This is a genomic window from Actinomadura sp. HBU206391 (assembly GCF_014323665.1).
Classification (GTDB): Bacteria; Actinomycetota; Actinomycetes; order Streptosporangiales; family Streptosporangiaceae; genus Actinomadura_C.
Genome location: NZ_JABVEB010000055.1, coordinates 1 through 25,147, shown reverse-complemented (window position 1 = coordinate 25,147; position 25,147 = coordinate 1). Strand labels below are relative to the sequence as shown.

20 protein-coding genes are annotated in these 25,147 nt (G+C 71.0%); 14 read left to right on the top strand and 6 right to left on the bottom strand.

What is annotated here, in order from left to right; translation table 11 throughout:
* Positions 1 to 134: 134 nt before the first annotated feature.
* The 9 genes from HKK72_RS18410 (at position 135) to HKK72_RS18370 (ending at position 12,003) form a co-directional block, all read left to right on the top strand.
* Positions 135 to 833, top strand: a complete 699-nt coding sequence (locus HKK72_RS18410; protein WP_315987323.1) for a class I SAM-dependent methyltransferase — start codon at positions 135 to 137, stop codon at positions 831 to 833.
* Between the two features lie 90 nt (positions 834 to 923).
* Entirely contained in the window at positions 924 to 1,991 is a 1,068-nt protein-coding gene (locus HKK72_RS18405; protein WP_187235614.1) for an alpha/beta fold hydrolase, read from the top strand.
* A 129-nt stretch (positions 1,992 to 2,120) separates the two neighbouring features.
* Positions 2,121 to 3,287, top strand: coding sequence for an Ig-like domain-containing protein (locus HKK72_RS18400; RefSeq protein ID WP_187235613.1), 1,167 nt, complete (start codon positions 2,121 to 2,123; stop codon positions 3,285 to 3,287).
* Positions 3,288 to 3,527: 240 nt separating this feature from the next.
* Positions 3,528 to 4,361, top strand: coding sequence for a hypothetical protein (locus HKK72_RS18395; RefSeq protein ID WP_187235612.1), 834 nt, complete (start codon positions 3,528 to 3,530; stop codon positions 4,359 to 4,361).
* A 167-nt stretch (positions 4,362 to 4,528) separates the two neighbouring features.
* Positions 4,529 to 5,509: a zinc-binding dehydrogenase gene (locus HKK72_RS18390; RefSeq protein ID WP_187235611.1), complete on the top strand. Its 981-nt coding sequence runs from the start codon at positions 4,529 to 4,531 to the stop codon at positions 5,507 to 5,509.
* Complete coding sequence (locus HKK72_RS18385) at positions 5,509 to 6,405, top strand: LLM class flavin-dependent oxidoreductase (RefSeq protein ID WP_187235610.1); 897 nt, start codon at positions 5,509 to 5,511, stop codon at positions 6,403 to 6,405. The genes HKK72_RS18390 and HKK72_RS18385 overlap by 1 nt, the downstream gene beginning before the upstream one ends.
* A 44-nt stretch (positions 6,406 to 6,449) precedes the next feature.
* Complete coding sequence (radA, locus tag HKK72_RS18380; RefSeq protein ID WP_187235609.1) at positions 6,450 to 7,925, top strand: DNA repair protein RadA; 1,476 nt, start codon at positions 6,450 to 6,452, stop codon at positions 7,923 to 7,925.
* Positions 7,926 to 8,039: 114 nt separating this feature from the next.
* A complete protein-coding gene (disA, locus tag HKK72_RS18375; RefSeq protein ID WP_315987322.1) occupies positions 8,040 to 9,122 on the top strand; it encodes a DNA integrity scanning diadenylate cyclase DisA in 1,083 nt (360 codons plus the stop codon).
* Between the two features lie 73 nt (positions 9,123 to 9,195).
* Complete coding sequence (locus HKK72_RS18370) at positions 9,196 to 12,003, top strand: hypothetical protein (RefSeq protein ID WP_187235608.1); 2,808 nt, start codon at positions 9,196 to 9,198, stop codon at positions 12,001 to 12,003.
* A gap of 15 nt (positions 12,004 to 12,018) precedes the next feature.
* Here HKK72_RS18370 and HKK72_RS18365 read toward each other — a convergent pair whose 3' ends face one another.
* Positions 12,019 to 12,690 (bottom strand): hypothetical protein, encoded by a 672-nt coding sequence (locus HKK72_RS18365; protein ID WP_222720862.1) that lies wholly within the window; start codon positions 12,688 to 12,690, stop codon positions 12,019 to 12,021.
* A gap of 66 nt (positions 12,691 to 12,756) precedes the next feature.
* On the opposite strand from HKK72_RS18365, the gene HKK72_RS18360 reads away from it, so the two are divergent.
* Together HKK72_RS18360 and HKK72_RS18355 are read left to right on the top strand one after the other, a co-directional pair.
* Entirely contained in the window at positions 12,757 to 13,632 is an 876-nt protein-coding gene (locus tag HKK72_RS18360; RefSeq protein WP_187235607.1) for an A/G-specific adenine glycosylase, read from the top strand.
* A 134-nt stretch (positions 13,633 to 13,766) separates the two neighbouring features.
* Positions 13,767 to 17,024: an NACHT domain-containing protein gene (locus HKK72_RS18355; protein ID WP_187235606.1), complete on the top strand. Its 3,258-nt coding sequence runs from the start codon at positions 13,767 to 13,769 to the stop codon at positions 17,022 to 17,024.
* 95 nt (positions 17,025 to 17,119) lie between these two features.
* On the opposite strand, the gene HKK72_RS18350 is transcribed toward HKK72_RS18355, so the two are convergent.
* From HKK72_RS18350 to HKK72_RS18335, 4 genes are all read right to left on the bottom strand, one after another.
* Entirely contained in the window at positions 17,120 to 18,061 is a 942-nt protein-coding gene (locus tag HKK72_RS18350) for a CU044_5270 family protein (protein WP_187235605.1), read from the bottom strand.
* A complete protein-coding gene (locus HKK72_RS18345; protein ID WP_187235604.1) occupies positions 18,054 to 18,626 on the bottom strand; it encodes an RNA polymerase sigma factor in 573 nt (190 codons plus the stop codon). The genes HKK72_RS18350 and HKK72_RS18345 overlap by 8 nt, the downstream gene beginning before the upstream one ends.
* A gap of 165 nt (positions 18,627 to 18,791) precedes the next feature.
* A complete protein-coding gene (locus HKK72_RS18340) occupies positions 18,792 to 21,338 on the bottom strand; it encodes an ABC transporter permease (protein ID WP_261986946.1) in 2,547 nt (848 codons plus the stop codon).
* Positions 21,335 to 22,147, bottom strand: a complete 813-nt coding sequence (locus HKK72_RS18335; protein ID WP_187235603.1) for an ABC transporter ATP-binding protein — start codon at positions 22,145 to 22,147, stop codon at positions 21,335 to 21,337. Before HKK72_RS18335 ends, HKK72_RS18340 begins: the two co-directional genes overlap by 4 nt.
* A gap of 157 nt (positions 22,148 to 22,304) precedes the next feature.
* Between HKK72_RS18335 and HKK72_RS18330 the strand changes: the two genes are divergently transcribed.
* Positions 22,305 to 23,513 (top strand): sensor histidine kinase, encoded by a 1,209-nt coding sequence (locus HKK72_RS18330; RefSeq protein WP_261986945.1) that lies wholly within the window; start codon positions 22,305 to 22,307, stop codon positions 23,511 to 23,513.
* A 2-nt stretch (positions 23,514 to 23,515) separates the two neighbouring features.
* Here the strand turns inward: HKK72_RS18330 and HKK72_RS18325 are convergent, their stop codons facing one another.
* A complete protein-coding gene (locus tag HKK72_RS18325; protein WP_187235602.1) occupies positions 23,516 to 23,971 on the bottom strand; it encodes an ATP-binding protein in 456 nt (151 codons plus the stop codon).
* A gap of 153 nt (positions 23,972 to 24,124) precedes the next feature.
* On the opposite strand from HKK72_RS18325, the gene HKK72_RS18320 reads away from it, so the two are divergent.
* Positions 24,125 to 24,958: a helix-turn-helix domain-containing protein gene (locus tag HKK72_RS18320; protein ID WP_187235601.1), complete on the top strand. Its 834-nt coding sequence runs from the start codon at positions 24,125 to 24,127 to the stop codon at positions 24,956 to 24,958.
* Positions 24,940 to 25,137, top strand: a complete 198-nt coding sequence (locus tag HKK72_RS18315; RefSeq protein ID WP_187235600.1) for a DUF397 domain-containing protein — start codon at positions 24,940 to 24,942, stop codon at positions 25,135 to 25,137. Before HKK72_RS18320 ends, HKK72_RS18315 begins: the two co-directional genes overlap by 19 nt.
* The last annotated feature ends 10 nt before the right edge of the window (positions 25,138 to 25,147 follow it).

Genomic DNA, 25,147 nt, shown 5'->3' with positions numbered 1-25,147 from the left:
GCCGTGCTCCGCTCGGGGCTCGCCCCCGTTGCGCATCGCCACGCAACCGAAAGCCTATGCGCTATCTTCCGGGATCTGATCCCCCGGCACGCGTGATCCTCACCTTTGGCGGGCCGGTGACTACGCTCAGCGCCGTGGCCACGATCGTATCCGGTGCCGTCCCGAGCCCGAACATCTGGAATTCTCCGCAGGTCTACGAGCTGGAGAACCGTGCGGCCGACCCCGACGGTGTCCTGGAGGCCGCGATGCGCGATATCCGGCCCTGGGACGCGGCGACCGTGCTGGACCTCGGCTGCGGCACCGGCTTTCACCTGGCCGGATTCGCCCGTACGGCGTCGCGGGTCATCGGGATCGAGCCGCATACCGGGCTTGCCGCCGCCGCCCGGAGCAGAGTGGCGAACCTCACGAACGTGTCGGTACGAGCCGGAGCCGCGCAGGCTTTGCCGCTGCCCGACTCGTCCGTCGATGTCACGCATGTGCGCTGGGCGTACTTCTTCGGCCCCGGCTGCGAGCCCGGTCTCGCCGAGCTCGCGCGGGTCACGCGGCGCGGTGGCGCGGCGTTCGTCATCGACAACGACGCGACCCGGTCCACGTTCGGCGGGTGGTTCCGGCGCTGGCTGCCCGCGTACGACCCGGAGGCGGTGGAGCGGTTCTGGGCCAGGCAGGGTTTCTCCCGCCGGGCTCTGACGATCCGGTGGGCGTTCCAGCGCCGGGAGGACCTCGCCGCGGTGCTGCGCATCGAGTTCCCCGCCGAGCTGGCGGAGCGGTTCCTCGCCGAGCACGACGGCCTGGAGGTCGACTACGCGGTCAACCTCTGGTGGCGACACTACTGACCGGTAAGTCATACTGGCGACCAGCTCCTTACTGGACAAGCCGTACAACAGTGGCCAACGGAGACGGCCGCTCACCCCCCGGAGGTCGTCATGAGCCGACGCCGCACCATCTTCGCCACCGCTCTGATCGGCACGGGCGCCGCCAGTGCGGGTGTCGCCGCCCAGCGCCGCGCCGTACGACGGATCCAGAACCGCCCCGACCCGCACGCGGCCGAGCCGTTCGGCACGGTGCGCGGCCGCCCGGTCACGGTCCGGGCCGCCGACGGCACCCGGCTGCACGCCGAGATCGACGACGTCGAGAGCGAGGGCCGAAGCGATCTCGCGGTGGTCTTCAGCCATGGCTGGACGCTGAGTCTGGACTCCTGGCACTTTCAGCGCAGGGCCCTGCGCGGCCTCGGCCGGCTGGTGTTCTGGGACCAGCGCGGCCATGGCCGGTCCGGCGGTGGCCACCGGAGCGGCAACGGGCTCGACCAGCTCGGCGCCGACCTCGCCGCAGTGATCGAGCAGACGGTGCCCGCGGACATGCCCGTCGTCCTGATCGGCCATTCCATGGGCGGCATGACGATCATGCGCTATGCCGACCGCGACCCGGAGGCCTTTCGCCGCAGGGTGGTCGCCACCGGGCTCGTGTGCACCTCGTCCGGCACGCTGGGCGAGGCCACGCTCGGGCTGCCCGCCGTACTGGCGAAACTCTCGCAACGGGCGATGCCGCACGCGCTGCGCACCGTGGGCCGTGGTGTCCCAGTGCTCGAGCGGCTCCGGCACCTCGCCCGGGGCGGCGCGCTGCTGATCGAGGAGAGGATCGCCTTCGGCCCGGACGCGAGCCCCGCGGCGATCGCCTTCTGCGAGCAGATGGCGGCCGACACCCGCATGGACGCGCTGATCGACTTCTTCGGCGCGATGACGGGCGACCCGGTGATCAGCGAGTGCGAGACCCTGAACCACGCCGAGACCCTGATCATCGCGGGCGAGAACGACATCCTCACCCCACCGCACCACAGCGTGAAGATTCACACCTGCGTCCCCTCGGCACGGCTCGAAATGGTGCCGGTCGCCGGGCACATGGCCATGCTGGAGCGTCCGGGCGTGGTGTCCGACCACCTGGGCGACCTGATCGAGCGGGCTCGCAAGAGTCTCGGCGAGGAGGCCCGGGCCTAGGGCGACGCCTCTGCGGGGTGTCGGCAGGCCGTTTCAGGTTATTTGCCAGACTCTCCGAACTTTTTCGTAGTTTCGACCGTCTCCTTGAATCGAGTGGGTTGTTCGTTGTCTTGGGGATGGGAAGGCTCTGTGAGCGCAAAGGTTCGGATCCGGCTCGTGGCGACAGGAGGTGCCGTGGCGCTGGCCGCGCTCACCGCGGCCTGCGGCGGCGGTGGTGGTGTGCTGAGCTCGCCCAAGGAGGCGGTCGTCACGATCACGCCGGCGAACGGCGCCGGCGGGGCCAAGCCCGACGCACCGATCGAGGTGAAGGTGGCGGACGGCACCCTGAGCGACGTCACGGTTCGAGGCGACGGAGTCGCGATCACCGGAGAGACGCTCGCGAGCGGCACCCAGTGGCGCTCCGGCCGCACCCTGACCCCTGGCACCTCCTACACGGTCACCGCACAGGCCAAGGGCGCCGGCGGCAAGCTCATGACGGCGACGAGCACCTTCACGACGCTGAAGCCTGCCAGGACGTTCGGCATCGCCGACATCACCCCCGGGCTCAAGGGCGAGACGGTCGGCGTCGGCATGCCGATCATGGTGCGGTTCACCGGCCCGGTCACCAAGAAGGCCGCGGTCGAGCGCGCCCTCGAGGTGAAGGCCGACAAACCCGTCGAGGGGGCCTGGCGCTGGATCGGCTCCGACCAGGTCGTCTACCGCACCAAGACCTACTGGCCGGCCCACCAGAACGTCCGGTTCACCGCCCGGCTGGCCGGTCTGCAGGGCGCCACCGGCGTCTACGGGATGAAGGACACCAAGCACACCATCAAGATCGGTGCCGCTCAGATCACCACCGGGGGCATCGGCAGGCACCAGATGACGGTGACCCGCGACGGCAGGAAGCTGCGCACCATCCCGTTCAGCGCGGGCAACGGGCAGACCCGCGAGTTCACCACCACCAGCGGCGTCCACCTCCTCATGGAGAAGGGCAACCCCGTCACGATGATCTCGCCCGGTAAGAAGAAGGGCGACCCCGGCTACTACAAGACGGTCGTCGACCACGCCGTGCGCTTCTCCAACAGCGGCGAGTACGTGCACTCGGCGCCCTGGTCGGTCGGCTCCCAGGGTTCGGCCAACGTGAGCCACGGCTGCCTCAACGTCAGCCCGGCCAACGCGCGCTGGTTCTACTCGACCATGCAGCGCGGAGACGTGATCAAGCTGACCGGCAGCGACCGTGAGGTCGAGTGGAACAACGGCTGGAGCTTCTGGCAGCTCTCGTTCGCCGAGTGGAAGAAGGGCAGCGCGCTGCGGTGACGCGGGCCCTCCGGCTCTGACGGAGGGCTTGTACGAACTGACCGGGCCCGCGCGCAGATTCTGACGCTTGACTCAAAACGGCAAAATCTGACAACTGTCGGTCAACGTCCCAGAGCGAACAAATAATTACAAGTCGGATACTTGCGGCGGAGATCCAGCCCGAGTGTGGTTTTTTCGCGCTTGAACATCTTTCACGTGGTCGAGAAAGTCCTCGAGAGGAGCCTTGTGAGGTCCAGGATTTTGAGCGCTCTGGCGGCTGTGGTGACCGTCGGCACGCTCGGTTTCACGGCGTCCCCCGCATCGGCATCGCCTGGTGGCAGCACCTTGCGCGTCAGCCAGGATGCCGCCGGGCAGGTGGCGATCCAGCAGGGTACAACGCTCCGCGCCGGGCTCATCAATGTCAACGTGACCAGCGCCTACGCCGCCGCCGACCCCGAGACCTTCCAGCTCCGGAACGGTGCGACGCTTTCGCAGATGGACGTCAAGATCGCCGAGGCCGGCAACTGGCAGGTCGACGCCGCCAAGGCCGCGGCGGCGATGCAGTGGTTCGTGCAGAACACGAGCTTCTACGGCGGTCTCAGCGCCATCGGCCAGGTGTCCTACAAGACGGTGCTGCCGGCCGGCCGCTACTACGCGGCGCAGGTCAACAACCCGTCGGCGACGGCCCAGACCTTCCGGGTGACCGGCAACACGTACGCCGCCCTGCCGGCGACCAACCAGTCCATCACGATGAAGGAGCCCGATCGGTTCGTGGTCAGCGGCTCCGGCGGCAAGCTGCGCCGCGGTCCGCTGCGGATCTCCAACGACTCGGGTGAGCTGCACTTCGCGCAGCTCGTGCAGGTGCAGCCCGGCACGACGGACGCCGACATCACCGCCTGGTTCGCCGGCGGCGAGAACCCCACGGTCACCGGCGGCGCGGCGCTGAACTTCGGCACCCAGACGCCCGGCCGGGCATCCGTGGTCGATGTCACGCTGCCGAGCGGCACGTACGCACTGCTCGACTACATCCCGGACACCACATCCGGGATGCCGCATGCCTTCGGCGGCATGCACGCCGTGGTCACCGTCGCCTGATCGCAGGCGGTTCCCCACCGGCGCCGCCTTCAGGTGACCCAGCCGGGGTGACGTTCCGAACTCGTATCCGTACCCCACGCTGACGCCTTCGCCCGAGTTGACCTCAAGCTCACTTCAGGTTGCAGCCTCGACGGCGGAAGGTTCGCGTCGAGTGAGGGAGAACGGCTGTGCGTGCGGTAAGGCAGCATGAGTTCGGTCCGGCCGGGAATCTGCTCTTCGAGGAGGTTCCCGACCCGAGTCCCGCGGCGGGACAGGTGCGGATCGCCGTCCGGGCCTCCGGCGTCCATCTGGCCGACACCGCGATCCGCGCCGGCGTCGCCATCGGGCCCTTCCAGCGGGCGGAGCTTCCGATGACGCCGGGCCGCGAGGTGGCGGGCGTGGTCGACGGGCTCGGAGAAGGCACCGATCCGGCCTGGCTCGGCAGGCCGGTGGTGGCCCATCTCGGCATGGTCAGTGGAGGCTACGCCGAGCTCGCGGTGGCCGATGCCACGGCTCTGCACACGCTCCCGGACCGGCTCGACCACGCCGTCGCGGTCGCGATCGTCGGGACCGGCCGGATAACGATGGGGATCCTCGACATCGCGATGCCGACCCCAGAGGACGTGGTGCTGGTGACCGCGGCGGCCGGCGGAATCGGCACGCTGCTGGTCCAGGCCGCCCGGAACGCCGGCGCGACCGTCGTCGGCGTGGCCGGCGGGGCGGCGAAGACCGAGCGGGTACGGGCGTCGGGCGCGACGATCGCGGTCGACTACACGGCGCCGGGCTGGGCGGACGCCGTCCGGAAGGCACTTGGCGGGCGCGAGGTGACGCTGGCGCTGGACGGCGTCGGGGGCGAGCCGGGCCGGGCCGCTCTCGACCTGCTCGGCGCCGGTGGCCGGCTCGTCCTGTTCGGCTGGTCAGCGGGCGAACCCACGCGGTTCACCTCCGCCGACCTGTTCGAGCGCAGCCTGTCGGTGTCGGTCGCCCTGGGCCCGCGGATCCTGCGGATCCCGGGTGGGCTGCGCGGCCTGGAGGAGAGGTCGCTGGCCGAGGCCGCCGCCGGCCGCCTCGTGCCGGCCGTACAGGCCTTCCCGCTCAAGGACGCGGCGGCGGCGCACACGGCGCTGGAGACCCGGGCCACCATCGGGAAGGTCGTGCTGGTGCCGTGATGGAGATCGGTGTGATCCTGCCCTCGATCGCGTCGCAGCGGGCGCAGGGCCTCGGCCTGCCGGCCGCCGCGCGACATGCCGAGGACGCCGGTCTGGACGGCGTGTGGCACGGCGACCACCTCGCCACCGGGGCGCCGTCGCTGGACTGTGCCGTGGCGCTCGCCACCGCGGCGGCCGCCACCGACCGGATCGCCATCGGTGCAAGCGTGTTCATCCCGGCGATCCGTCCCCTGGCCTGGGCGGCCAAACAGATCGCCACCCTGCAGCACGTGTCGGAGGGCAGGCTGATCCTCGGCGTCGGCTCCGGCGGCGGGGCGGCGCAGTGGGCGGCGGCGGGAGTGCCGTACGACCGGCGCGGGACGCGCACCGAGACCGCACTGGAACTGCTGCCGGCCCTGCTGGCGGGCGACCGGGTGCGGCTTCCGGACGAGCCGGGACGGCCCGAGGTCGAGCTGGCGCCGGCGGTGGCACCGCCGCCGATCTGGGTCGGCAACGCCTCCACTACCGCGATCGGGCGGGCCGCCCGGCTGGGCGACGCGTGGTTTCCGTCACTCGTGCCGCCGGCCGAGATCGCCACCGGAGCCGCACGGCTCGCAGGCCTCGCCGCCGGGCACGGGCGGCCCGTCCCGGTCATCGCGGTCGGGGCCGCGGGAGCCCTCGGCTCCGGGCCGGACGTGCCAACGCGCGAGCAGATCGCCTCGGGCATCAGCGGGGGGTACGGCCGGCCGCTCGAGGAGGTCATGCCCCTGCCGATCACGGGCGGCCCGCACGAGGCGGCCGAACGGCTGGCGGCCTACCGCGACGCCGGGGCCCGCCACATCGTCATGGGCATCGCCGGGGGCGACTGGCGCCGTCAGTGCGACCTGCTCGCGGAGGCGCGATCACTGCTGCGATGAGGCCCGGCTTCGTAATGTCGGCGCTGGGGCCTACTGTCACCCGCATGGCGAAGACGACCAAGGCCAGGGCCACCTACCGCTGTTCCGAGTGCGGCTGGCAGTCCTCCAAGTGGGTGGGGCGCTGTGGCGAGTGCCAGGCGTGGAGCACCGTCGGCGAGGCCGGTACGGCCACCCCGCCCAGAGTGGTCTCGGCGGGTGCCGTGTCGGCGCCGGCCCGGCGGATCAGCGAGATCGACGTGGGTTCCGCGCAGTCCCGGCCGACCGGCCTGGACGAGCTCGACCGCGTGCTGGGCGGGGGTCTGGTCCCCGGTGCCGTGGTGCTGCTGGCCGGTGAGCCGGGCATCGGGAAGTCCACGCTGCTGCTCGAGGTCGCCGCGCTCAGCTCCTCTCGCGCCGGCGATCCCGGCGGTCCCGAGAAGGTGCTGTACGTCACCGGCGAGGAGTCGGCCGAACAGGTCCGGCTGCGCGCCGACCGGGTCGGCGCGGTCACCGATCAGCTCTACCTCGCCGCCGAGACCGAGCTGGCCGCTCTGCTGGGCCAGGTCGACGCCGTCGATCCCAGGCTGCTGATCGTCGACTCGATCCAGACGATCGGCGCCGCCGAGGTCGACGGGGCGCCCGGCGGGGTCACCCAGATCCGCGAGGTCACCGCCAACCTGATCCGGGTGGCCAAGGAACGGGGCATCACGACGGTCCTGGTGGGCCATGTCACCAAGGACGGTGCGATCGCCGGGCCGCGGCTGCTGGAGCACCTCGTCGACGTGGTCCTCTACTTCGAGGGCGACCGGCACAGCCGGCTGCGCATGATCCGGGCGGTGAAGAACCGCTACGGTCCCACCGACGAGCTCGGCTGCTTCGACCTGTCCGAGATGGGCATCGTCGGGCTCGCCGACCCGAGCGGGCTGTTCCTGACCCGCCGCGACGAACCGGTGCCCGGCACGTGCGTCACGGTCACGCTGGAGGGCCGTCGGCCGCTGGTGGCCGAGGTGCAGGCGCTGGTGGCCCAGTCGTTCCTGCCCGCCCCGCGCAGGGCGACCTCCGGCCTCGAGTCCGCCCGGGTCGCCATGGTGCTGGCGGTGCTGTCCCGGCGCTGCAAGATGGCCATGCACGAGCAGGACGTCTACGCGTCCACGGTCGGCGGGGTCCGGCTGGCCGAGACGTCGGTCGACCTCGCGGTGGCGCTCGCCGTCGCGGGCTCCAAGACCGAACAGACGCTCTCGCCCAGCGTGATCGCCCTGGGCGAGGTGGGGCTGGCCGGCGAGGTCCGGGCCGTTCCGGGCGTACGGCGGCGCCTTGGCGAGGCCGGCCGCCTCGGCTTCAAGTGCGCGGTCGTGCCGCGCGGCTCGCTGGAGCTGGCCGGCACCACGCCACTGAAAAGATCTACCCAGCCCGAGCGCGGCGAGCCCGGACGGGTGGTGAGCCTGGCCGGCGGCGCCCCCGCGGTCAGCTTCGAGGGCATGACCGTAATGGAGGTCGACAGCCTGGAGCAGGCGCTGCGCGTGGCCTTTACAGCTTCCTGACAGAGTCCCACCAGGGTATGAACTTGTCCGACTCGCTCTTGCGACCTGCGGAGGAGTCGACCAAACGGTCGTCGTCGGTAAACTGAGCGCCGTCCAGCGACCTCCGGGGGTCAAGTGCCAATACATGAAAAGGGTCAAGACGAGCGACGCCGCGCGACACTCGCCGCGGTGGCGCCGGGCACTGCTCTCCGCGACGGCCTGGAGCGCATCCTCCGGGGACACACCGGCGGATTGATCGTTCTCGGCTATGACAAGACCGTCGAGGAGATCTGCACCGGCGGATTCGAGCTCGACGTCGAGTTCTCCGCCACCCGGCTGCGTGAGCTCGCCAAGATGGACGGCGCCATCGTGCTCGACGGCAGGCACGCCCGCGTCGTACGGGCCGCCGTGCATCTCGTGCCCGACCCCACGATCCCGACCGAGGAGTCGGGCACCAGGCACCGGACGGCCGAGCGGGTGGCCAAGCAGACCGGCTACCCGGTGATCTCGGTCAGCCAGTCGATGCGGATCATCGCGCTCTACCTCGGCGGCACCCGCTACGTCCTCGAGGACTCGGCGACCATCCTGTCCAAGGCCAACCAGGCCCTCGCCACGCTCGAACGCTACAAACTGCGTCTCGACGAGGTGTCGGGCACGCTGTCGGCGCTGGAGATCGAGGATCTTGTCACGGTCCGCGACTCGACCGCGGTCGTGCAGCGGCTCGAGATGGTGCGCCGCATCGCCGACGAGATCGAGGGCTATGTCGTCGAGCTCGGCACCGACGGCCGCCTGCTGTCCCTGCAACTCGACGAGCTCGTCTCCGGCGTCGAAGGCGACCGCGCGCTGATCGTGCGCGACTACGTCCCGGGCAAGGTCCGTGACGGCAGCGTCACCGGGGTGCTCGGCGCGCTCGACGGGCTGTCGGCGACCGAGCTGCTCGACCTTTCCACGGTCGCCGACGTGCTGGGCTTCTCCGGCAGCGACCCGCTGGACGTGCCGGTGAGCCCCAAGGGCTACCGGCTGCTCGCCAAGGTGCCGCGGCTGCCGGGGCTCGTCGTCGAGGGGCTGGTGGAGCACTTCGGCGGGCTGCAGAAACTGCTCGCCGCCAGCATCGACGACCTGCAGGCCGTCGGCGGGGTCGGCGAGACCCGCGCCCGCAGCGTCCGTGAGGGCCTGTCCAGGCTCGCCGAGTCCTCGATCCTCGAGCGTTACGTCTAGACCGTGGCCGTCAGCGGCCAACGTGCTGCGATGAGCGGGTGAACCCTCGCGGCCGGTCGCCCGTCGAAGCAAAATGACCGACGCGACTGATCCGGAGGGCGACGGTAAGCCGCCGCGGGCTCCGAGCACGACAAGGCTCTCGGCCCGGGCACTGGCGTTGGCGGGGGTCGGGCTCGCAGTGGCCGGTCTCGCCCTCCCCTGGCTCTCGGAACGCGGCTACGAGGTCAGCACCGGTGCCGACCGAAACTTGGTACACGGCTACGAGGACCTGTTCCTGGCCATGGTGGGCCTGCTCCTGGCCTGGTGCGTCGGCACCGCCGCCGTCTCGGCGTGGACCGGGACCCGTCTCGACTGGCAGGTCCCGCTGCTGATGGTCACGGCGGTGGCGGCGGCGCGACTTCAAGGTCTCATCGAGATCGGCAGCCTGTACGCGCCGGGGTGGGACGTCGGGCTGGATCTGCTCTCCGGCGCCTGCGTGATGGTGGTCCTCGCCGCCGGCTCGGCCTCCGCGGCGCGGCGACGGCCCGTTGCCGAGCCGCCGCCGGGGTCGACTTCCCCGCGCCCGCTGTCGGCGCCCGGGGAGGCGGCGGCGGGAGTACGACGTGTGCTCGCCCGTTCTCCCGCCACGCTCTCCGACGTGGTGGTCGCGTGCGTGATCGCCGTGCTTTATGCGGCCGCGCAGTATCTGCTCGACACCGTGGTGTCGGTGCTGATGCTCGTCGTCGCGGCGGCGTTCGCGGCCAGGGCACAGCCCCTCCCCGGGCCGCCGCGATCGGCACCTCCGCGCCCGCTCTCGGTGTTCGCGGACATGAGTGTGGTGGTGGCGGCGGGATGCGTGCTCGCCTGCGTTCCAACGTTGCTGTTCATCGCGGTGCCCCTCTGCGCGCTCGCCGTGCCGTGGGTCGTGGCAGCGGATCTCGGCGGCGAGGGACCGCAGGGCCGACGCGGGTCGTGGGAGCGCATCACTCTGGTGATCGTGCTGGCGATCGTGAGCGTGAGCATCGTGATCCCGGCGGCGCCGGTCCTTCATCTCGGCCAATTGGCGGTCCCGGCGATCGCTGCGCTGGTGTTCCTTGTCGGCTTCGTGGCCATGGCCTGGCGGCTACGAGCGGTCTCCGGCAGCGGGCGGCGGACCCGTTCCCGCCCTCGGCTGACACCGGCCGGCATCGTCGTGGAGGTCGCGGCGGGGCTGGCCGCCGCCGCCGGCGCGGGTCTGCTGATCGCGAGCGCCTGGCGACCGTGGGGCCGCTGGGTGGCGTGGGCGGGGCCCGGAGAGCGCCCTGACGTCGACTTCGCCCACTTCCATGACATGTATCCCCTGCTCACGGTGCCGGCGATGCTGATGCTCGGTGCGGCCGTCGCCGTGTACGTCATCGAGGTGGCCGTGCGCGGCCGCGCGGTCCCCGCAGGGGTCGCCTTCCTCGCGCTGTTCGGCACGGTCCTCGGAACCGCGGCGATCCCCATGTCCACGACCCTGTCCTTCGGCTCCGACCGTGGCGAGTTCCATCGCCTCGGCGGCGCCGACCTGCTCGTCGGCTCGCTGTCGGCCCTGGTCGTCGCCTTCGTGATCTCCCGGCTTGGCCACCGGCTTCGTCATCCGGCTCCCGCGGTCGGCGCGGCCCCCCGACACCATGACCGGGCTCCTCTTCCCCGCCCTCGCTCGGACGGCTGGGATCGTGGGGCCGCGGGCGGTGAACCCGCGCGTACGGGGGGCATGACACGTCCGAGTGTGCCTGTGGGCGGCGGTAACGGATTCTCGGCGGCGGCGGCCGTCGCCCAGATGCTGGCACTGGCCGGGCTGGGACTCGCCATGATCGGAATGGTCCTGCCCTGGTACACGCTGCAGCGTCGCGAGAGGCCGGCCGGCCCCGGGGACATCAGGCGGACGGAGGTGCACCTCTACGTCCACGACGATGTGTTCCTGGCCGCGATGGCACTGCTTCTTGCCTGCTGCCTGGGCATGGCCGCCGTGGCGGCGTTCAGGGCGACCGGTCTCGACTGGCAGGTGGCGCTGCTCATGTGCGCCGCGGTGATTGCGGCCCGGCTGCACCTCATGTTCGGCTACGACGACAGGGCGGAGTCCCCGTGGGAGCTCGGGCTCGACCTGCTCACCGGCGCGGTCGTCCTGCTGACGATCGCCGCTGGGTTGGCATCGCGCCCGCAGTCCTCGCCAGGGCACGACGGCCGGACCGGAGCCACCTCGCCGGGCTCGACGGCGAAGGTCGTCGGCGTGGTGGCGGCCGTCACGGGGCTGTGCGTCGTCGGACGCTCTCCGACCGGCAGTCTCCAACTGATGTACCTGTCCCTGGTCGTCTCCCTCTTCGCGGTCCCCATCGGCGTCGTCATGGCCGTGCGGGCGGCTCGCACGAGGACACCGACCGCTCCGCCCGGCCCCGCCCGAACGCCGGTCGCGAAGGTCTCCGGCGTGATGGCGGCGGTGGCGACATTGATCGCCGGTGGCTTCCTGCTCGGGAGCCTCGTGACACCGTGGTACGCCCGGAACAAGACAGTGGGCTTTCCGAGGGACCCGTCGTCGCCCGACGCCTACTTCTACGCGGCCAACGGTCCGTTCGGACTGATCTCCGTGCTGCTGGTCGGAACGGCACTCGCCGTTCATGTCATCGAGGTCTACGTGCGCGGACGGCGCGCGCCTCTCGGAGCGATCTGGCTCGCACTGCTCGGCCCGGTCGTCGGCGAGACGGCGGGGTTTTTCTACGTAGGCTCGGGCGGGGACGTCCTCTCGCCGCTCGCGGGGCGCGACGTGCTCACCGGCTCGCTCATGGCCCTGATCGCCGCCTTTGTGATCTCGCGGCTGGGCACGGCCTACTCGGCCGGGCGCGGATCGTCCGGCGTCCACGAGCCGGCTCGGCCGCAGCCGTGACCGTGGGCGGAGCCGTCAGGGGCGGAGCCGGAACACCTCGCGCTTGGGTCGCTGGTGGTCGGCCTTGACCGCGACCACGTAGGTGCCGGGACGGGCCAGCGACCGGCTGCCGCCACAGCCGTTCGCCGATCGCTTGCGGTCCCAGGTGACCGTCTCCGCGTACGGGATGCCTCGCTTGAGCAGCCGGATCGACGAGCCGTCACCCCGTGCGCAGTGTGCTGAGGACCAGATCCGGTCCGGACCGGACGTGACCCGCAGCTCCAGCTCCTTCGGCCCGACGCCGAAGGTGCAGGGGCGCTTGCCCGTGTTGACCACACTGATCAGGAACTGCGGCCGTGCCTTGCCCCTGTAGGCGTCCGCCTTGGAGTCGAGGTTGACCACCACGTCGCCTGGGGCGCAGGCGTCGCCAATGCGCACCGGGGACGAGGGCCGTACGGTGACCTTCGCGGTCGCCGTGATCGTGACCGTCGGCGTGGCCACCGGCACCGACACGGTGCTGACGGGAGTCGGGGTGCTCAGGCCGGCGGCATTGTGGATCGACCGGTCCTTGTCGTTTCCGCCGCCACCCGAACATCCCCATGCCACGAGCCCGACCGTCGCGAGGACGCCGGTGAGCGCGAAGGCCCGCCGCCGCCAATACGCTTCGGCGGATTCCTCATGGGAACTACGTTCAGTACCCAATTCCATGCGGACAGTATGCTTCGCGGATCTTGTCTTACGGTGGCGACCCGCCGTGGAAGTATCAGACCTGTTATGCGCTCGTCCCATTTCGCCGCCCCCATCCTGGGCTGGTACGCCGAGAACGCCCGCGATCTGCCGTGGCGCGCGCCCGAGGCCACCCCCTGGGGAGTACTGGTCAGCGAGATCATGCTCCAGCAGACGCCGGTGAGCCGTGTGCTGCCGGTATGGGCGGAGTGGCTGGCCCGCTGGCCCACGCCGTCCGCGCTGGCCGCCGAGCCGTCGGGCGAGGCCGTACGGGCCTGGGGGCGGCTCGGTTACCCGCGCCGCGCTCTGAGGCTGCACGCGAGCGCCGTCGCCATCGCGGGCGAGCACGACGGCAGGGTGCCGGACTCCTACGACGCCCTGCTGGCCCTGCCCGGTATCGGCTCGTACACGGCGGCCGCGGTCGCGAGCTTCGCGTACGGGCAGCGTCACGCCGTGCTCGACACCAACGTGCGACGCGTGCTGGCCCGGACGGTCGGCGGCGAGGAGTACCCGCCGAAGGCGCAGACGGTGGCCGAGGTACGGCTCGCCGAGTCGCTGCTCCCGCTTGATCCGCCGGTCGCGGCGCGCTGGTCGGTAGCGGTCATGGAGCTCGGCGCCCTGGTGTGCACTGCCCGCGCTCCGCGCTGCGGCGCCTGTCCGGTCGCCGAGCGCTGTGCCTGGCGGCTGGCCGGGCGGCCGGCGTACGACGGGCCGCCGAGGCGCGGCCAGCAGTACGCGGGCACCGACCGGCAGTGCCGAGGCCGGCTGCTCGCGGTGCTGCGGCAGGCCGAGGGCCCGGTCGAGAAGGCCCTGCTCGACGTCGTCTGGGACGACGCCGTACAACGCGAACGGGCTCTGGACGGCCTCGTCGCCGACGGGCTCGTCGACCCCCTCGACGAGGGGCTTTACGCGCTCCCGCGCTGACCGGCAGAACCGTCGCCATGGAAGATTGACTTCTCTTACCGACGATTTTCACTGCCACATGCCACAGAGAAAGGATCTGCGGCTCAGCAGGCTTGATACTGCGGATCAACGCCTACGTGGCAGGAGTGTTGCCGATGGCTGACATTCTCCTCGGGCTCGGCGCCGCGGTGATCAAGACGGCGGCCAAGCTCTGGCTGAAGGACCACCAGTTCGCCGCGGAGATGAGCGGCTCGATCGTCGACGCGATCACCGGCAAGGCGGCGGGGATACGAGAGCGCCGGCGCACGCAGCGGCTGTTCGAGGATCTCGAGGAGACCGTGGCCGACCGGCTCCTCACGGTGCTGGAACACGAGTTCGGCGGCCTGGCCGACCATGAGCGCAACGCCGCCGTGTTCGCGGTGACGGCGGCGTTCGAGCGGGCCGAGCTCACCGATCAGGACCTGTTCGCGGCCGACCTCGACGCGCTCTTCCTCGAGCGGCACATCCGGGCCGGCAGCCCGGACGCCACCAGGGATCTCGGGCATCAGGCCGCCGGGCTGTACGACCGGGTGCTGGCCGAATGCTGCGCCTACGTCCTCGAGGTCACCGTGGGCCTGCCCGCGTTCGGCAAGGGCGCCCTCACCGAGATCCTGCGCCGCGAGACCCAGATCGTCACCGGCATCCGCGAGCTGCTGGACCGGATCCCGAGGATGGACGAGGCCGATCCGGACGTCGCCTTCCTCGCCACCTACCGCCGGCAGGTGGCCAATACGCTCGACCGGCTGGAGCTGTTCGGCGTCACGGTCTCGCAGGCCGTACGCCGCTATCCCCTGAGCGTCGCCTACATCAGCCTCAACGTGCAGGGCGAGGGCCTGCGGCAGGGCGTGTCGTCGTCGCTCGGCGGCCTCGGGCGGATCGAGGAGGCGCACCCGCGCCCCGACGCGGCGGCCACGACCTGGCGCGTCCACGAGGCGCTCGGCGGCACCCCACGGCTGTTCGTGCGCGGCGACGCCGGCTCGGGGAAGACCACGCTGCTGCAGTGGCTCGCCGTACGCAGTGCGCGCGGCGACTTCGGCGAGCAGCTCTCCGGCCTGACCGGTCTGGTGCCGTTCTTCCTTCCGCTGCGCCGCTACGTGGGCGCGGAGCTGCCGGCGCCCGAGCACTTCCTCAGCCAGGTGGGGCGGCACATCGCCGACGACATGCCCCGCGGGTGGGTGCACCGGGTGCTCAAGTCCGGCCGGGCCCTGGTGCTCATCGACGGCATCGACGAGCTGCCCGAGTGCGAGCGCGAGGCGGCGCGCGGCTGGCTGCGCGAGCTCGTCGGCGTCTTCCCGCAGGCACGCTACGTCGTCACCTCACGCCCGGCGGCGGCCACCGGGGACTGGCTCGACAACGAGGGCTTCGACTCCGCGGAGCTGCTGCCGATGTCCTGGCCGGACGTGAAGTCGTTCGCGCGGCACTGGCACGCCGCGATGCGCAACGAGACCGCCGACGAGGAGGAGCAGAATCGGCTCCGGGCATGCGAGGGCGAGCTGCTGGAGAAGGTGCACGCCCGGCGTCACCTGCGCGAACTCGCCACCAACCCGCTGCTGTGCGCCCTGCTCTGCGCCCTGCACCTGGACCGGCGCATGCAGCTACCGCAGGACCGGATGGAGCTCTACGCGGTCGCCCTGGAGCTGCTGCTGGAGCGGCGCGAGACCGAGCGCCGGATCAACGACCGCGGCCCGGCGCTGTCGCGTACCGACAAGAGCCTCATCCTGCAGAACCTGGCGTACTGGTTGATCCGCAACGGTCTGAGCGACGCGCCGTGCGATCGCGTCGTCAAGCAGGTCGAGCAGAGTCTCGCGCTGATGCCGCGCATCTCGGCCGACGCCGAGCAGGTGTTCAGTCACCTGCTGAACCGCAGCGGGCTGATCCGCGAACCGGTCACCGGCCGGGTCGACTTCGTGCACGGCACCTTCCAGGAGTACCTCGCCGCCCGCGCGGCGATCGAGGCCGAGGACATCGGCGTGCTCGTCGAGCACGCCCAGGACGACCAGTGGCGGGAGGTCATCGTCATGGCCGCCGGCCACGCCCAGCCGCGGCAGCGTACGGAACTGCTGCGCGGGCTGCTCGACCGCGCGGAACGGGACATGTCCGTGCGCAGGGTGGTGCTGGCGCTCGCGGTCGCCTGCCAGGAGACCTGTCCCCAGATCGATCCAGGTCTCCAGGAGGAGATCCAGCAGGTGACCCGCGACCTGCTGCCGCCGCGCGGCATGGCCGACGCGAAGGCGCTGGCGGCGGCGGGCGAGTTCGTGCTGGATCTGCTCGCCGACCGCCCGCCGCGCGGCGTACGGCAGGCCGCGGCGACGATCAGGGCGGCGGCGGGCATCGGCGGCGATCACGCGCTCAAGGTGATCGCCCGTTCCGCTCGCTATGACGACCCGCGGATCCACGAGGAGCTGATGCGCGCATGGCCGCGGTTCGATCCGGTGGAGTTCGCGCGCACGGTGCTGCGGCCCTCCCCGCACGCCGTACGGATCAGGGAGATCAACGACGTCGCCCTGATGGCGGGCCTGGCCGAGCTCAAGGATCTGGAGGATCTGGCCTACCGGCTGCCGCTGGGGTACGGAGACCTGGGCTTCGTCGAGCGCATGCCCAGGCTGTCGGCCCTCTGGGTCCTCGAGGACCCGGCGCTGCGCGACCTGTCTCCGCTCTCGTGCGGCACCGCCCTGGAGCACCTGCTGCTCGGAGACGTGGGAGACATCGCCCTCGCGCCGCTGGCCGACGTCGCGGGCCTGCGCAGTCTCTACATCGACGACACCCGTGGCATGGACCTGACGCCGCTGCGCTCCTGCGCTCGCGTCAAACGGCTACTGCTCGGCCAGCTCGACGACATCGAGGTGCTCGGACGGTCACTCGCGCCCACGGCGCTCTCCTTCCTCATCATCGGACAGTGCGCGACCCTGCGTGACGTCCGCGCGCTGCGGCGGTTCGAGCAGCTAGGCCGGCTGCGCGCCCTGCACCTGAACTCCTGCCCGCTGACCGACCTGATCGGCATCGAATGGTGGGCCGAGACCCTCTCGAACCTGTCGCTGCGCGGAGCCTCTGGCCTCACCGATCTCCGGCCCCTGCGCGGACTGGCCCGCCTGAACTCACTCGACATTTCCGAGACCGGGGTCGGCGAGCTGGCCGCGTTGCGGGAGCTGCCGGAGCTCACCTCACTGCATCTTCGGGAATTCCGGCAACCGCCCGATCTGCGGCCGCTGGCCGAGTTGTCCCAGCTCAGGTTCCTCTGTCTGGCGGGCAGCGGCGAGGTCGACCTCACCCCGCTCGCCGGCAAGCCCGATCTCGAAGTGCACCTGGCCCGCCGCCAGCGGGTGCGGGGCGCCGAGCTGCTGGGACCCGGTAGCAAGATCGTCCGCGACTGGTGACCCGGGGGCCGGTCGGTCGACCGCCCTCATGGCGGGACCGGACGTCCTCGGCCGGACGGATGAGGGTGCCCTCTGGGCCGCGTCCACCGGCACGATCACCCTTCACCGGCGCGGGGATGGTACCTCCGTGGGGGCGGGACGACCTTGTCGGGAATTTGGTCCGTCCACTCGCCCGTGTACGTGTTGGTCCCCGACGACTCCCTCTTTCCGAAGTCGGTGAAGTTCTCGATGCCGACCCTCGTCGTCTTCGGGTCGACGATCATTCTTATCCCCACTTGTCCGCGTCCGGGGCCGGACATGTACACCAGGACCTGCCCCTCCTTCACTGCACCCACCCTCTTGATGCTCGGGAGCGAGGCGAGCGCGCGGAAGGCGGCGGCGCGGACCTTCTGCTGAACCGGCAGGAAGTACAGCATCTCGTTGAGAACATGGACGAGGTTGACCTCGAGAGTGCTCGGCTCGTACCTGGAGTGCGGATTCTCCTTGCTGCGCCGTAGTTTCATGGCGTTGAGGATCCACGTTTTCAGTGCGGCCGGGTCGGTCGGCAGATTCTGGAGCTGACGGGAGCTCATACCGGTGAGCAAAAAGGTGGTCACCTGCCACCGTGCGAGTTTGCTCACCTCGCCGGGCTTCACGCTCACCCACCCCTGGCCGTCACGCCGAAACCACATCTCGGTGAGGCGCCTTCCCCCTATCGAAGGCCCGTGTTTCATCGTGACGTGCCAGTAGGATCCAGAGCCCTCCGGTACGGTCTCCGCGGTGGCGGCGGCCGCGAGCAGGACCTGCCGCGCGGACGGCTGGGCTGCGGTGGACGGGTTGTCCTGCGTGGCGGGCGGCTCGGTGGTACCCGAGGCGACCACGATCGCGGCCACCACGGCGATGGCGGTCAGGCTGAGACCGGCCACCGGCCGGCCGATCCTGCGCCTGCGCTTCCGCCCGCGCATCGCGTTCCGGAGCCCTTGACGGCTGCGGTCGGCCACCTCCGGCGCCGGATCGGGCTGCGCCAGCGCGGCGCCGAGCAGCTTCAGGTCATTCATTGAACGCCTCCGGATCGATCGCGTCGGTGAGTTTCCGGCGGGCGCGGCTGAGCCGGGAGCCCACCGTGCCCTGAGAGATTCCGAGCGCCTGGGCCACCTCGTCGTAGCTGAGCTGGGCCAGCGCCACGAGCAGGACGACATCGCGCTCGCCCCGAGAGAGCGCGGCGAGAGCCTTGGCGAGCTGCGGCTTCATGCGCTGCGCCGCCACCGACATGATCACCTGGTTCTCGTGGCTGCCGGCCGCCGGCTCGGCTCCCGTACGCGCCATCGCCCGGTAACGGCGGGCCTCCTTGCGCCGGTGGCGGGCCACCAGGTTCGTGGCGATGCCGAACAACCAGGACCGCAGGTTGCCGCGCTCGGGGTCGAACCGGTCGCGCTGATCAAAGGCCACGAGGAAGGTCTCGGCGGCGATGTCCTCGGCCGCCTGCACGTCCAGCCGCCCGGCCACGTACAGATAGATCTTTCGGAAATACCGGTCGTGGACGGCGGTGAACTGCTCGGCATCTCGCCGGAACCGGGCGACCAGCTCGGCGTCGGTCACCTGCTCGCCCACATCAGCGGTCAAGTCCCTGTCTCCGTCATGCGGGTGCCTCCCGGGTGAAGTGGTCAACGGTCACCCATGATTCGCCGCAAGCCCGCTTCGTCTTCCCCTTTCCGAGCACCCGCAGCCGGCCGCAGGACCGCCCTGGGCCTCGTGGGCGTGAAGCAACGACGGCCCCTGATTCCCCGGCTACTCCGTGGTGACGGCGCGTAGGACGTCCATCCTCGCGGCGCGCCGGGCGGGCCAGATCGCCGCGATGACCCCGATGACGGCGGCGGCGACCGCGTAGAGGCCGAGCCGGCCGTAGGGGATGCTCAGCACGTCGACGCCCTGCTCTTCCATGGCCCGCTGGAGCGCCCACCCGAACGCGACGCCAACGGCCAGGCCCAGCGTGGCCCCGAATGCCGCGATCACCACCGACTCGTACCGCACCATGCGTCGGAGCTGGCGGCGGCTCATGCCCACCGCGCGGAGCAGGCCGATCTCGCGCGTGCGCTCGATCACCGACAGCGCGAGGGTGTTCACGATTCCGAGCGCCGCGATGATGATCGAGAGCACCAGCAGGGCGATGACCACGGTGAGCAGCTGGTCGATCTCCTGACGCGCGGCGGCCTTGGTCTCCTGGCGGTCCTGCAACTTCACGTTGGGATAGGCGGCCAGGGCCGACTCCAGCGACCGGCCCGCCCGGGCGTCCTCGTCGGTGTCGACGTAGGCGAGCTGGATCAGTTCGCTGGGCGCGTGCGGCCGGTAGCCGGCCGGCGTCATGAGGTACGGGCTGCTCGCCACCTGATTGTCGGCGTAGATCCCGGCGACGCGGAACGGTGCCTTGACCCCGTCCGGATACTCTCCCGGCACCGTGCTGCCGATCGTCCAGCCCCACTGATCGGCCACGTTGCGCTGGACGAGCAGTTCGTCGGGGCCGAGCGCGCCGGTGCCGCTCTCGATCTCGAGGTTGATCGGCCCGGCCAGCGCGGCCGGGTCGGCGACCATCACCGGCGCCTTCTCGCCCGCCAGTTTGATCGTGCCGAGCCGGACCGGCGTGACGCCGCTGACGCCGGGCGCCTCCGAGACCGCCTCGACGGCCTCGGGGCTGAAGCCGCCCAGGCCGGTGGGCTGCAGGGTGTAGTCGGCGCTGAGATCGCGATCGAAGGCGCCGTCGGCCGAGGCCTTCATCGACTGCGCCAGCACCGAGACCATGGCGACGAGCGCCAGCCCGATCATCAGCGCGGACGCGGTCGCCGCGGTTCGGCGGGGGTTGCGCCGGGTGTTCTCCCGGCTCATCCGCCCGACCGAGCCGGCCAGCCTGGCGAAGGGCCAGCCGAGGACCCAGGTGATGGGCCGGCTCAGGACCGGGCCGAGCATGACGACGCCCAGGAACACGACCGCGCCCCCCAGGCCGACCAGGCTCACCCCTTCCTCCCCCGAGATGGCCTCCCCTGAGATCGCCAGCCCCCGGGCGACAGCGGCCCCGCCGAGCACCATCAAGGCGGTGCCCACCGCGACCCGGACGCGCATGGAGCGCTCCGGCAGGCCGCCGACGTCGTCCCGCATGGCCGCCACCGGCGGGATCTTCGCCGCGCGGCGGGCCGGGAAGTAGGCCGCCGCCACCGTGACCAGCATCCCGACGGCGTACGACCAGAGGGCGGTGGAGGCGGCGAGCACCGGCCTCGTCGCGGGCAGGTCGACGCCGAAGAGCGCGAACAGTGCCCTGAGCCCCAGGGCGAGCCCGGCGCCGAGGCCGAGGCCCAGCGTGGAACCGACGAACCCGACGCCGGCCGCCTCACCGAGCACCGACCGGGTCACCTGGCGGCGGCTCGCCCCCACGGCGCGGAGCAGCGCGAGCTCCCGGGTGCGCTGGGCGACCAGCATCGCGAACGTGTTGAAGATGATGAACGAGCCGACGAAGACCGCCACGGCGGCGAAGACCAGCAGGAAGATCGCGAGAAAGTCGAAGATCTGCTTGATCTCGGCCTGGGTCTCGTCGGCCTCGTCCTGCCCGGTGACCGCCTCGTAGCCCTCGGGCAGCACCGCGGCGACCTGGTCGCGCAGGTGCTCCGTGGACACGCCGGGCCGGGCCTGGACGTAGATCTCAGAGTAGTGACCCGGCTTGACCAGGAGCCTCTGCGCGACCTCCGGGGTGAACAGCGCGTAGGTGAGGAACCGGTCCAGGCCGCTCAGCGACCCCAGCGTGAAGATGCCGGTGACCCGCATCGTCTGAGTGGGCCCCTGAGTGAGGATCTTCACCTGATCGCCGGCCTCGAGCCCGCCCTTGCCCGCGGTGACCGAGTCGATGACCACCTCGCCGGGTGCGCGAGGTGGCCTGCCCGAGACGATCCGCAGTTCGGAGCCGGTGTCGTCGCTCCAGTCGCCGCCGAGGTGCGTCATCCCCTGGCCGCCGACGACCTTGCCGTCCGCGCCGACGATGGCCGCGTAGCCCTCGCTGGCGCCCTGCGCGCCCGCCGCGCCCGCCGCCTTCTGCCTGATGGTGGTGAGCACCGACTGCGGGATCGGGCGGGCGGGGTCCTCCTCGGTGGCGGCGAACGATCGCTCCGCCCGCACGATGACCTCGACGCCCTTGTACACGTCGCCGAAGAGGCCGTCGAAGCTGCGCGTCATCGTGTCCTTGAAGATGAGCGTGCCCGACACGAACGAGACCCCGAGGATCACGGCGAGCGCCGTGAGCCCCAGCCGCAGCCGGTGCGCCGCGAGGTTGCGCAGCGTGAGCCTGGCCATCATCGGACGCCGCCTCCCCCGTGCGACTCGATGCCCTTCATCCGCTCAAGCACCTTCTCGGCCGTCGGGTCCGGCATCCGGTCGACGGTCCGCCCGTCCCCGAAGAAGATCACCTCATCGGAGTGGGCAGCCGCCACCGGGTCGTGCGTCACCATGACCACCGTCTGGCGCATCTCGCGTACCGAGTCGCGCAGGAACGACAGCACCTCGGCGCCCGAGCGGGAGTCGAGATTGCCGGTCGGCTCGTCGGCGAAGACGATGTCCGGCCTCGACGCCAGCGCTCTGGCGCACGCCACCCGCTGCTGCTGTCCCCCGGACAGTTCGGCGGGCCGGTGGCGGAGCCGGTCGCGCAGCCCGACGGTGTCGACGACGGTGTCGAGCCAGTCCCGATCCGGCCGGCGGCCGGCGATGTCCATCGGGAGCGTGATGTTCTCCAGTGCCGTGAGCGTCGGCACCAGGTTGAACGCCTGGAAGACGAAGCCCACCTTGTCGCGCCGCAGCCGGGTGAGCCGCCGGTCGTCGAGCCGGGTCAGCTCCACCTCGCCGATGAACACGCGACCGGAGTCGACCGAATCGAGCCCGGCCATGCAGTGCATGAGCGTGGACTTGCCGGAACCGGACGGTCCCATGATCGCTGTGAACCGGCCGCGTCGGAGGCCGACCGTGACGTCGTCGAGAGCGACGACCTCGGCGTCACCGCTGCCATAGATCTTGCTGATCGCCTCGGCGCGCGCGGCGAGGGCTTCGGCCGGCGAACCGCCGGTCGCTTCGCCGCCGGACCCTTCGGCCGTCACAGGGCTGGTGTTCGTCATGTACCGAACTCTCCGGCCCCGGCCCCATGGCGAGCGTCGGTCGAGCTGCCATTTCGCCTAGACCAAAGTCGATGGCCGCGTAGACCGCCTGCCACTGCCGGGGCGGTCGGGCGGCACGTAGCCTTGAGCAGCGCGGACAGGAGAAAGAGGTCGGCTGTTGGACGCATACGCCACACCGGAGCGGCCGGCCGGACCGTCGCACGGTCGTATCCGCAGGCTGGCCGGTGAGCGGGCCTCCGACGTCGGCTACGCGTCCGCCGCTGTGACGCTCGGCCTCTTCTTCCTGCTGGTCACCATGGAGGAGAGCGCCCAGCAGCAATCACCGCCGCCTCCCCTTGCCCTCGACCTGGCCGTCGGCAGCCTGTCCTGCCTGGGTCTGCTGCTGCTGCGGCGGCGATGGCCGGTCGGGCTGGCACTGGCCGTGAGCATGGCCGGACTGTTCGTCTCGTCGACGGCCTTCGGCATCGCGTTCATCACCGTGCTCAACGTCGCCATGCGGCGCTCCTGGCGGGTGACCGCCGCCGTCGCGGCGGTGCACATCGGTCCTACCGTCGCGTTCTACCACCTCGACGCGACGACGCCGCAGCAGTACTGGGAGGCCGTGGCCGTGGTCGGTCTGCTCGACGCCACACTGATCACCTCGGGCATGCTCGTCCGTTCACAGCGCCTGCTCGTACGCTCGTTGCGCGACCGGGCGCGGCAGGCCGAGGAGGGACAGCGGCTGCGCGTCGAGGAGGCACGGCATATGGAGCGCGAACGGCTCGCCCGTGAGATGCACGACGTCCTCGCGCACCGGATCTCGCTACTGGCCGTGCACGCCGGGGCGCTGGAGTTCCGGCAGGGCGCGACCGCGGAGGAGACCCGCGCGGCCGGCGTCATCAGGCAGTGCGCCTACGAGGCCATGGAGGACCTGCGCGAGGTGATCGGCATGCTCCGCGAGGGCACGGACGCCTCGGATCAACAGCGCCCCCAGCCCACGCTCACCGACCTGCCGGCCCTGATCGAGGAATCGTTGCGAGCCGGCTCGCCCGTCACCCTGGACAACCGGATCGGTGACCTGTCCACGGTGTCGGCCCGGATCGGACGCCACGCCTACCGGATCGTCCAGGAGGGGCTGACCAACGCTCGTAAGCACGCACCGAGCGCCGGCGTACGAGTGACCGTGGACGGCACCGTCGCCACAGAGCTGACGGTCGAGGTGCGCAACGCGCTGTCGCCCGCCGCGGCCGTGGGCCGGATGCCCGGCTCGGGCGCCGGGCTCATCGGCCTGCGGGAGCGCGTGGACCTCGTCGGCGGACGGCTGGAACACGGCCGTACGGGCACCGGCGAGTTCCGGCTTCGGGCGTGGCTGCCGTGGCCGGGCTGAGCTCACCGATCCGCGTGCCCGGGCTTCGGCCAGGCGGCGAGCTCGAACCAGACCGCCTTGCCCGTCGCGGTGAGGTAAGTGCCGTGGCCGGCGGCCAGGAAGCCCACGATGAACAGGCCACGGCCCGACTCGTCGCAGGGGTCCGGACGGCGCGGGCGTGGAAGCTCCCGGCCGGCGTCGTGCACCTCGACGCGCAGCCGGTCGCCGCTGCGGATGACCAGCAGCCGTAGCGTCGAATCCGGCAGCCCGGTCGCGTGCTTCACCGCGTTGGTGACCAGTTCGCTGACGCACGTCTCCGCGTCCTGCGCGATCTCGCCGGGCAGGCCCCAGGCGGCGGCGGAGGCGACGACCTCACGCCGTCCGGCGGCCACCGCCTCGGGCCGGTTGCGCAACCGGACCTCCTTGAGCAGCACTCCCCGGATGCCGCAGAGCCGATCACGACAAGGTTCCTCTGACACCGGGCGTCGACTCGTCGCCACTCCCGTCCTCCCTCACGCTTGCGCGGCGGGCGGGCGCGGCCGCACCACCGAGTTGACCGAGTTGCCCGACCAGAGTGTCGCCACCTGGTTACTCTCGGAAGTCGCGCGACCCGTACAACGGAGGTCGAGAACATGCCCGCGCCCCGCGTTCTGGATCCGCTGTCGTCGCTCGCGGCCTTCTTCGGGTCGGAGATCCGCCGTATGCGCGAGCAGCAGGGTTGGAGCCAGGAGGAGCTCGCCGGGAAACTGGGCTGGTCACTCGCCACGGTCGCCAGCGTCGAGACCGCCCGCCGCAGCCCGCCGCACGGTTTTCCGGAGAAGGCCGACGCCGTGTTCGGGCTTCCCGAGATGCTGGAACACCTGGCTGAGCTGGTCAGATCCACGCCCAGATGGTTCGAGCACTACATCGAGCTGGAGGCACAGGCCACCCGGATCAACATCTGGTCCATGAACCTCGTCCCCGGCCTCTTCCAGACCGAGGACTACGCCCGAACCGTGATGCGATCCGGCTGGCCGCTCAATCCTCCGGACTCGCTGGAAGAAGAACTTGCCGAACGACTTGAGCGGCAACGAATCCTTGAGCGGCCGTCTCCACCCAACATTTGGGTCGTATTGCACGAAGCAGCTGTGAAACAACCGATCAAGAGCGTTGAAGTAACCAGAGCCCAGCTCAAACGCCTCGTTGAGCTAGGTCGGCAGCCCAACGTGACGCTCCAGATCCTCCCCTTCGCATCCGGCGAGCACGCAGGCCTGGGGGGCCCGTTCACACTGTTCGAGTTTGCGGACCAACCACCAGCCGCGTACGCGGAAGGGCGCGGAGGAAGCGGCCGACTCCTCGATCAGAAGCATGAACTCGAAACGGCATCGCTCGCCTACGATCAGCTGAGAGCGGCGGCACTGACGCCCGAGGCATCAATCGGCTTGATCGTAGGAGCAATGAGCGACATATGGATCGACCGAACCTGACGCAAGTTCAGTGGCGAAAGTCCGCCCGCAGCGCGGAGAGCGGCAGTTGCGTGGAGGTCGCAGGGGTCAAGGGCATGGTCGCGGTACGCGACTCCAAGAACCCCCAAGGGCCCGCTCTCCTCTTCCCGCCTGCGGTCTGGAGCGCGTTCGCCGCTCGGGTGCGCAGCGACGCGCTCTGACGACGCGGCT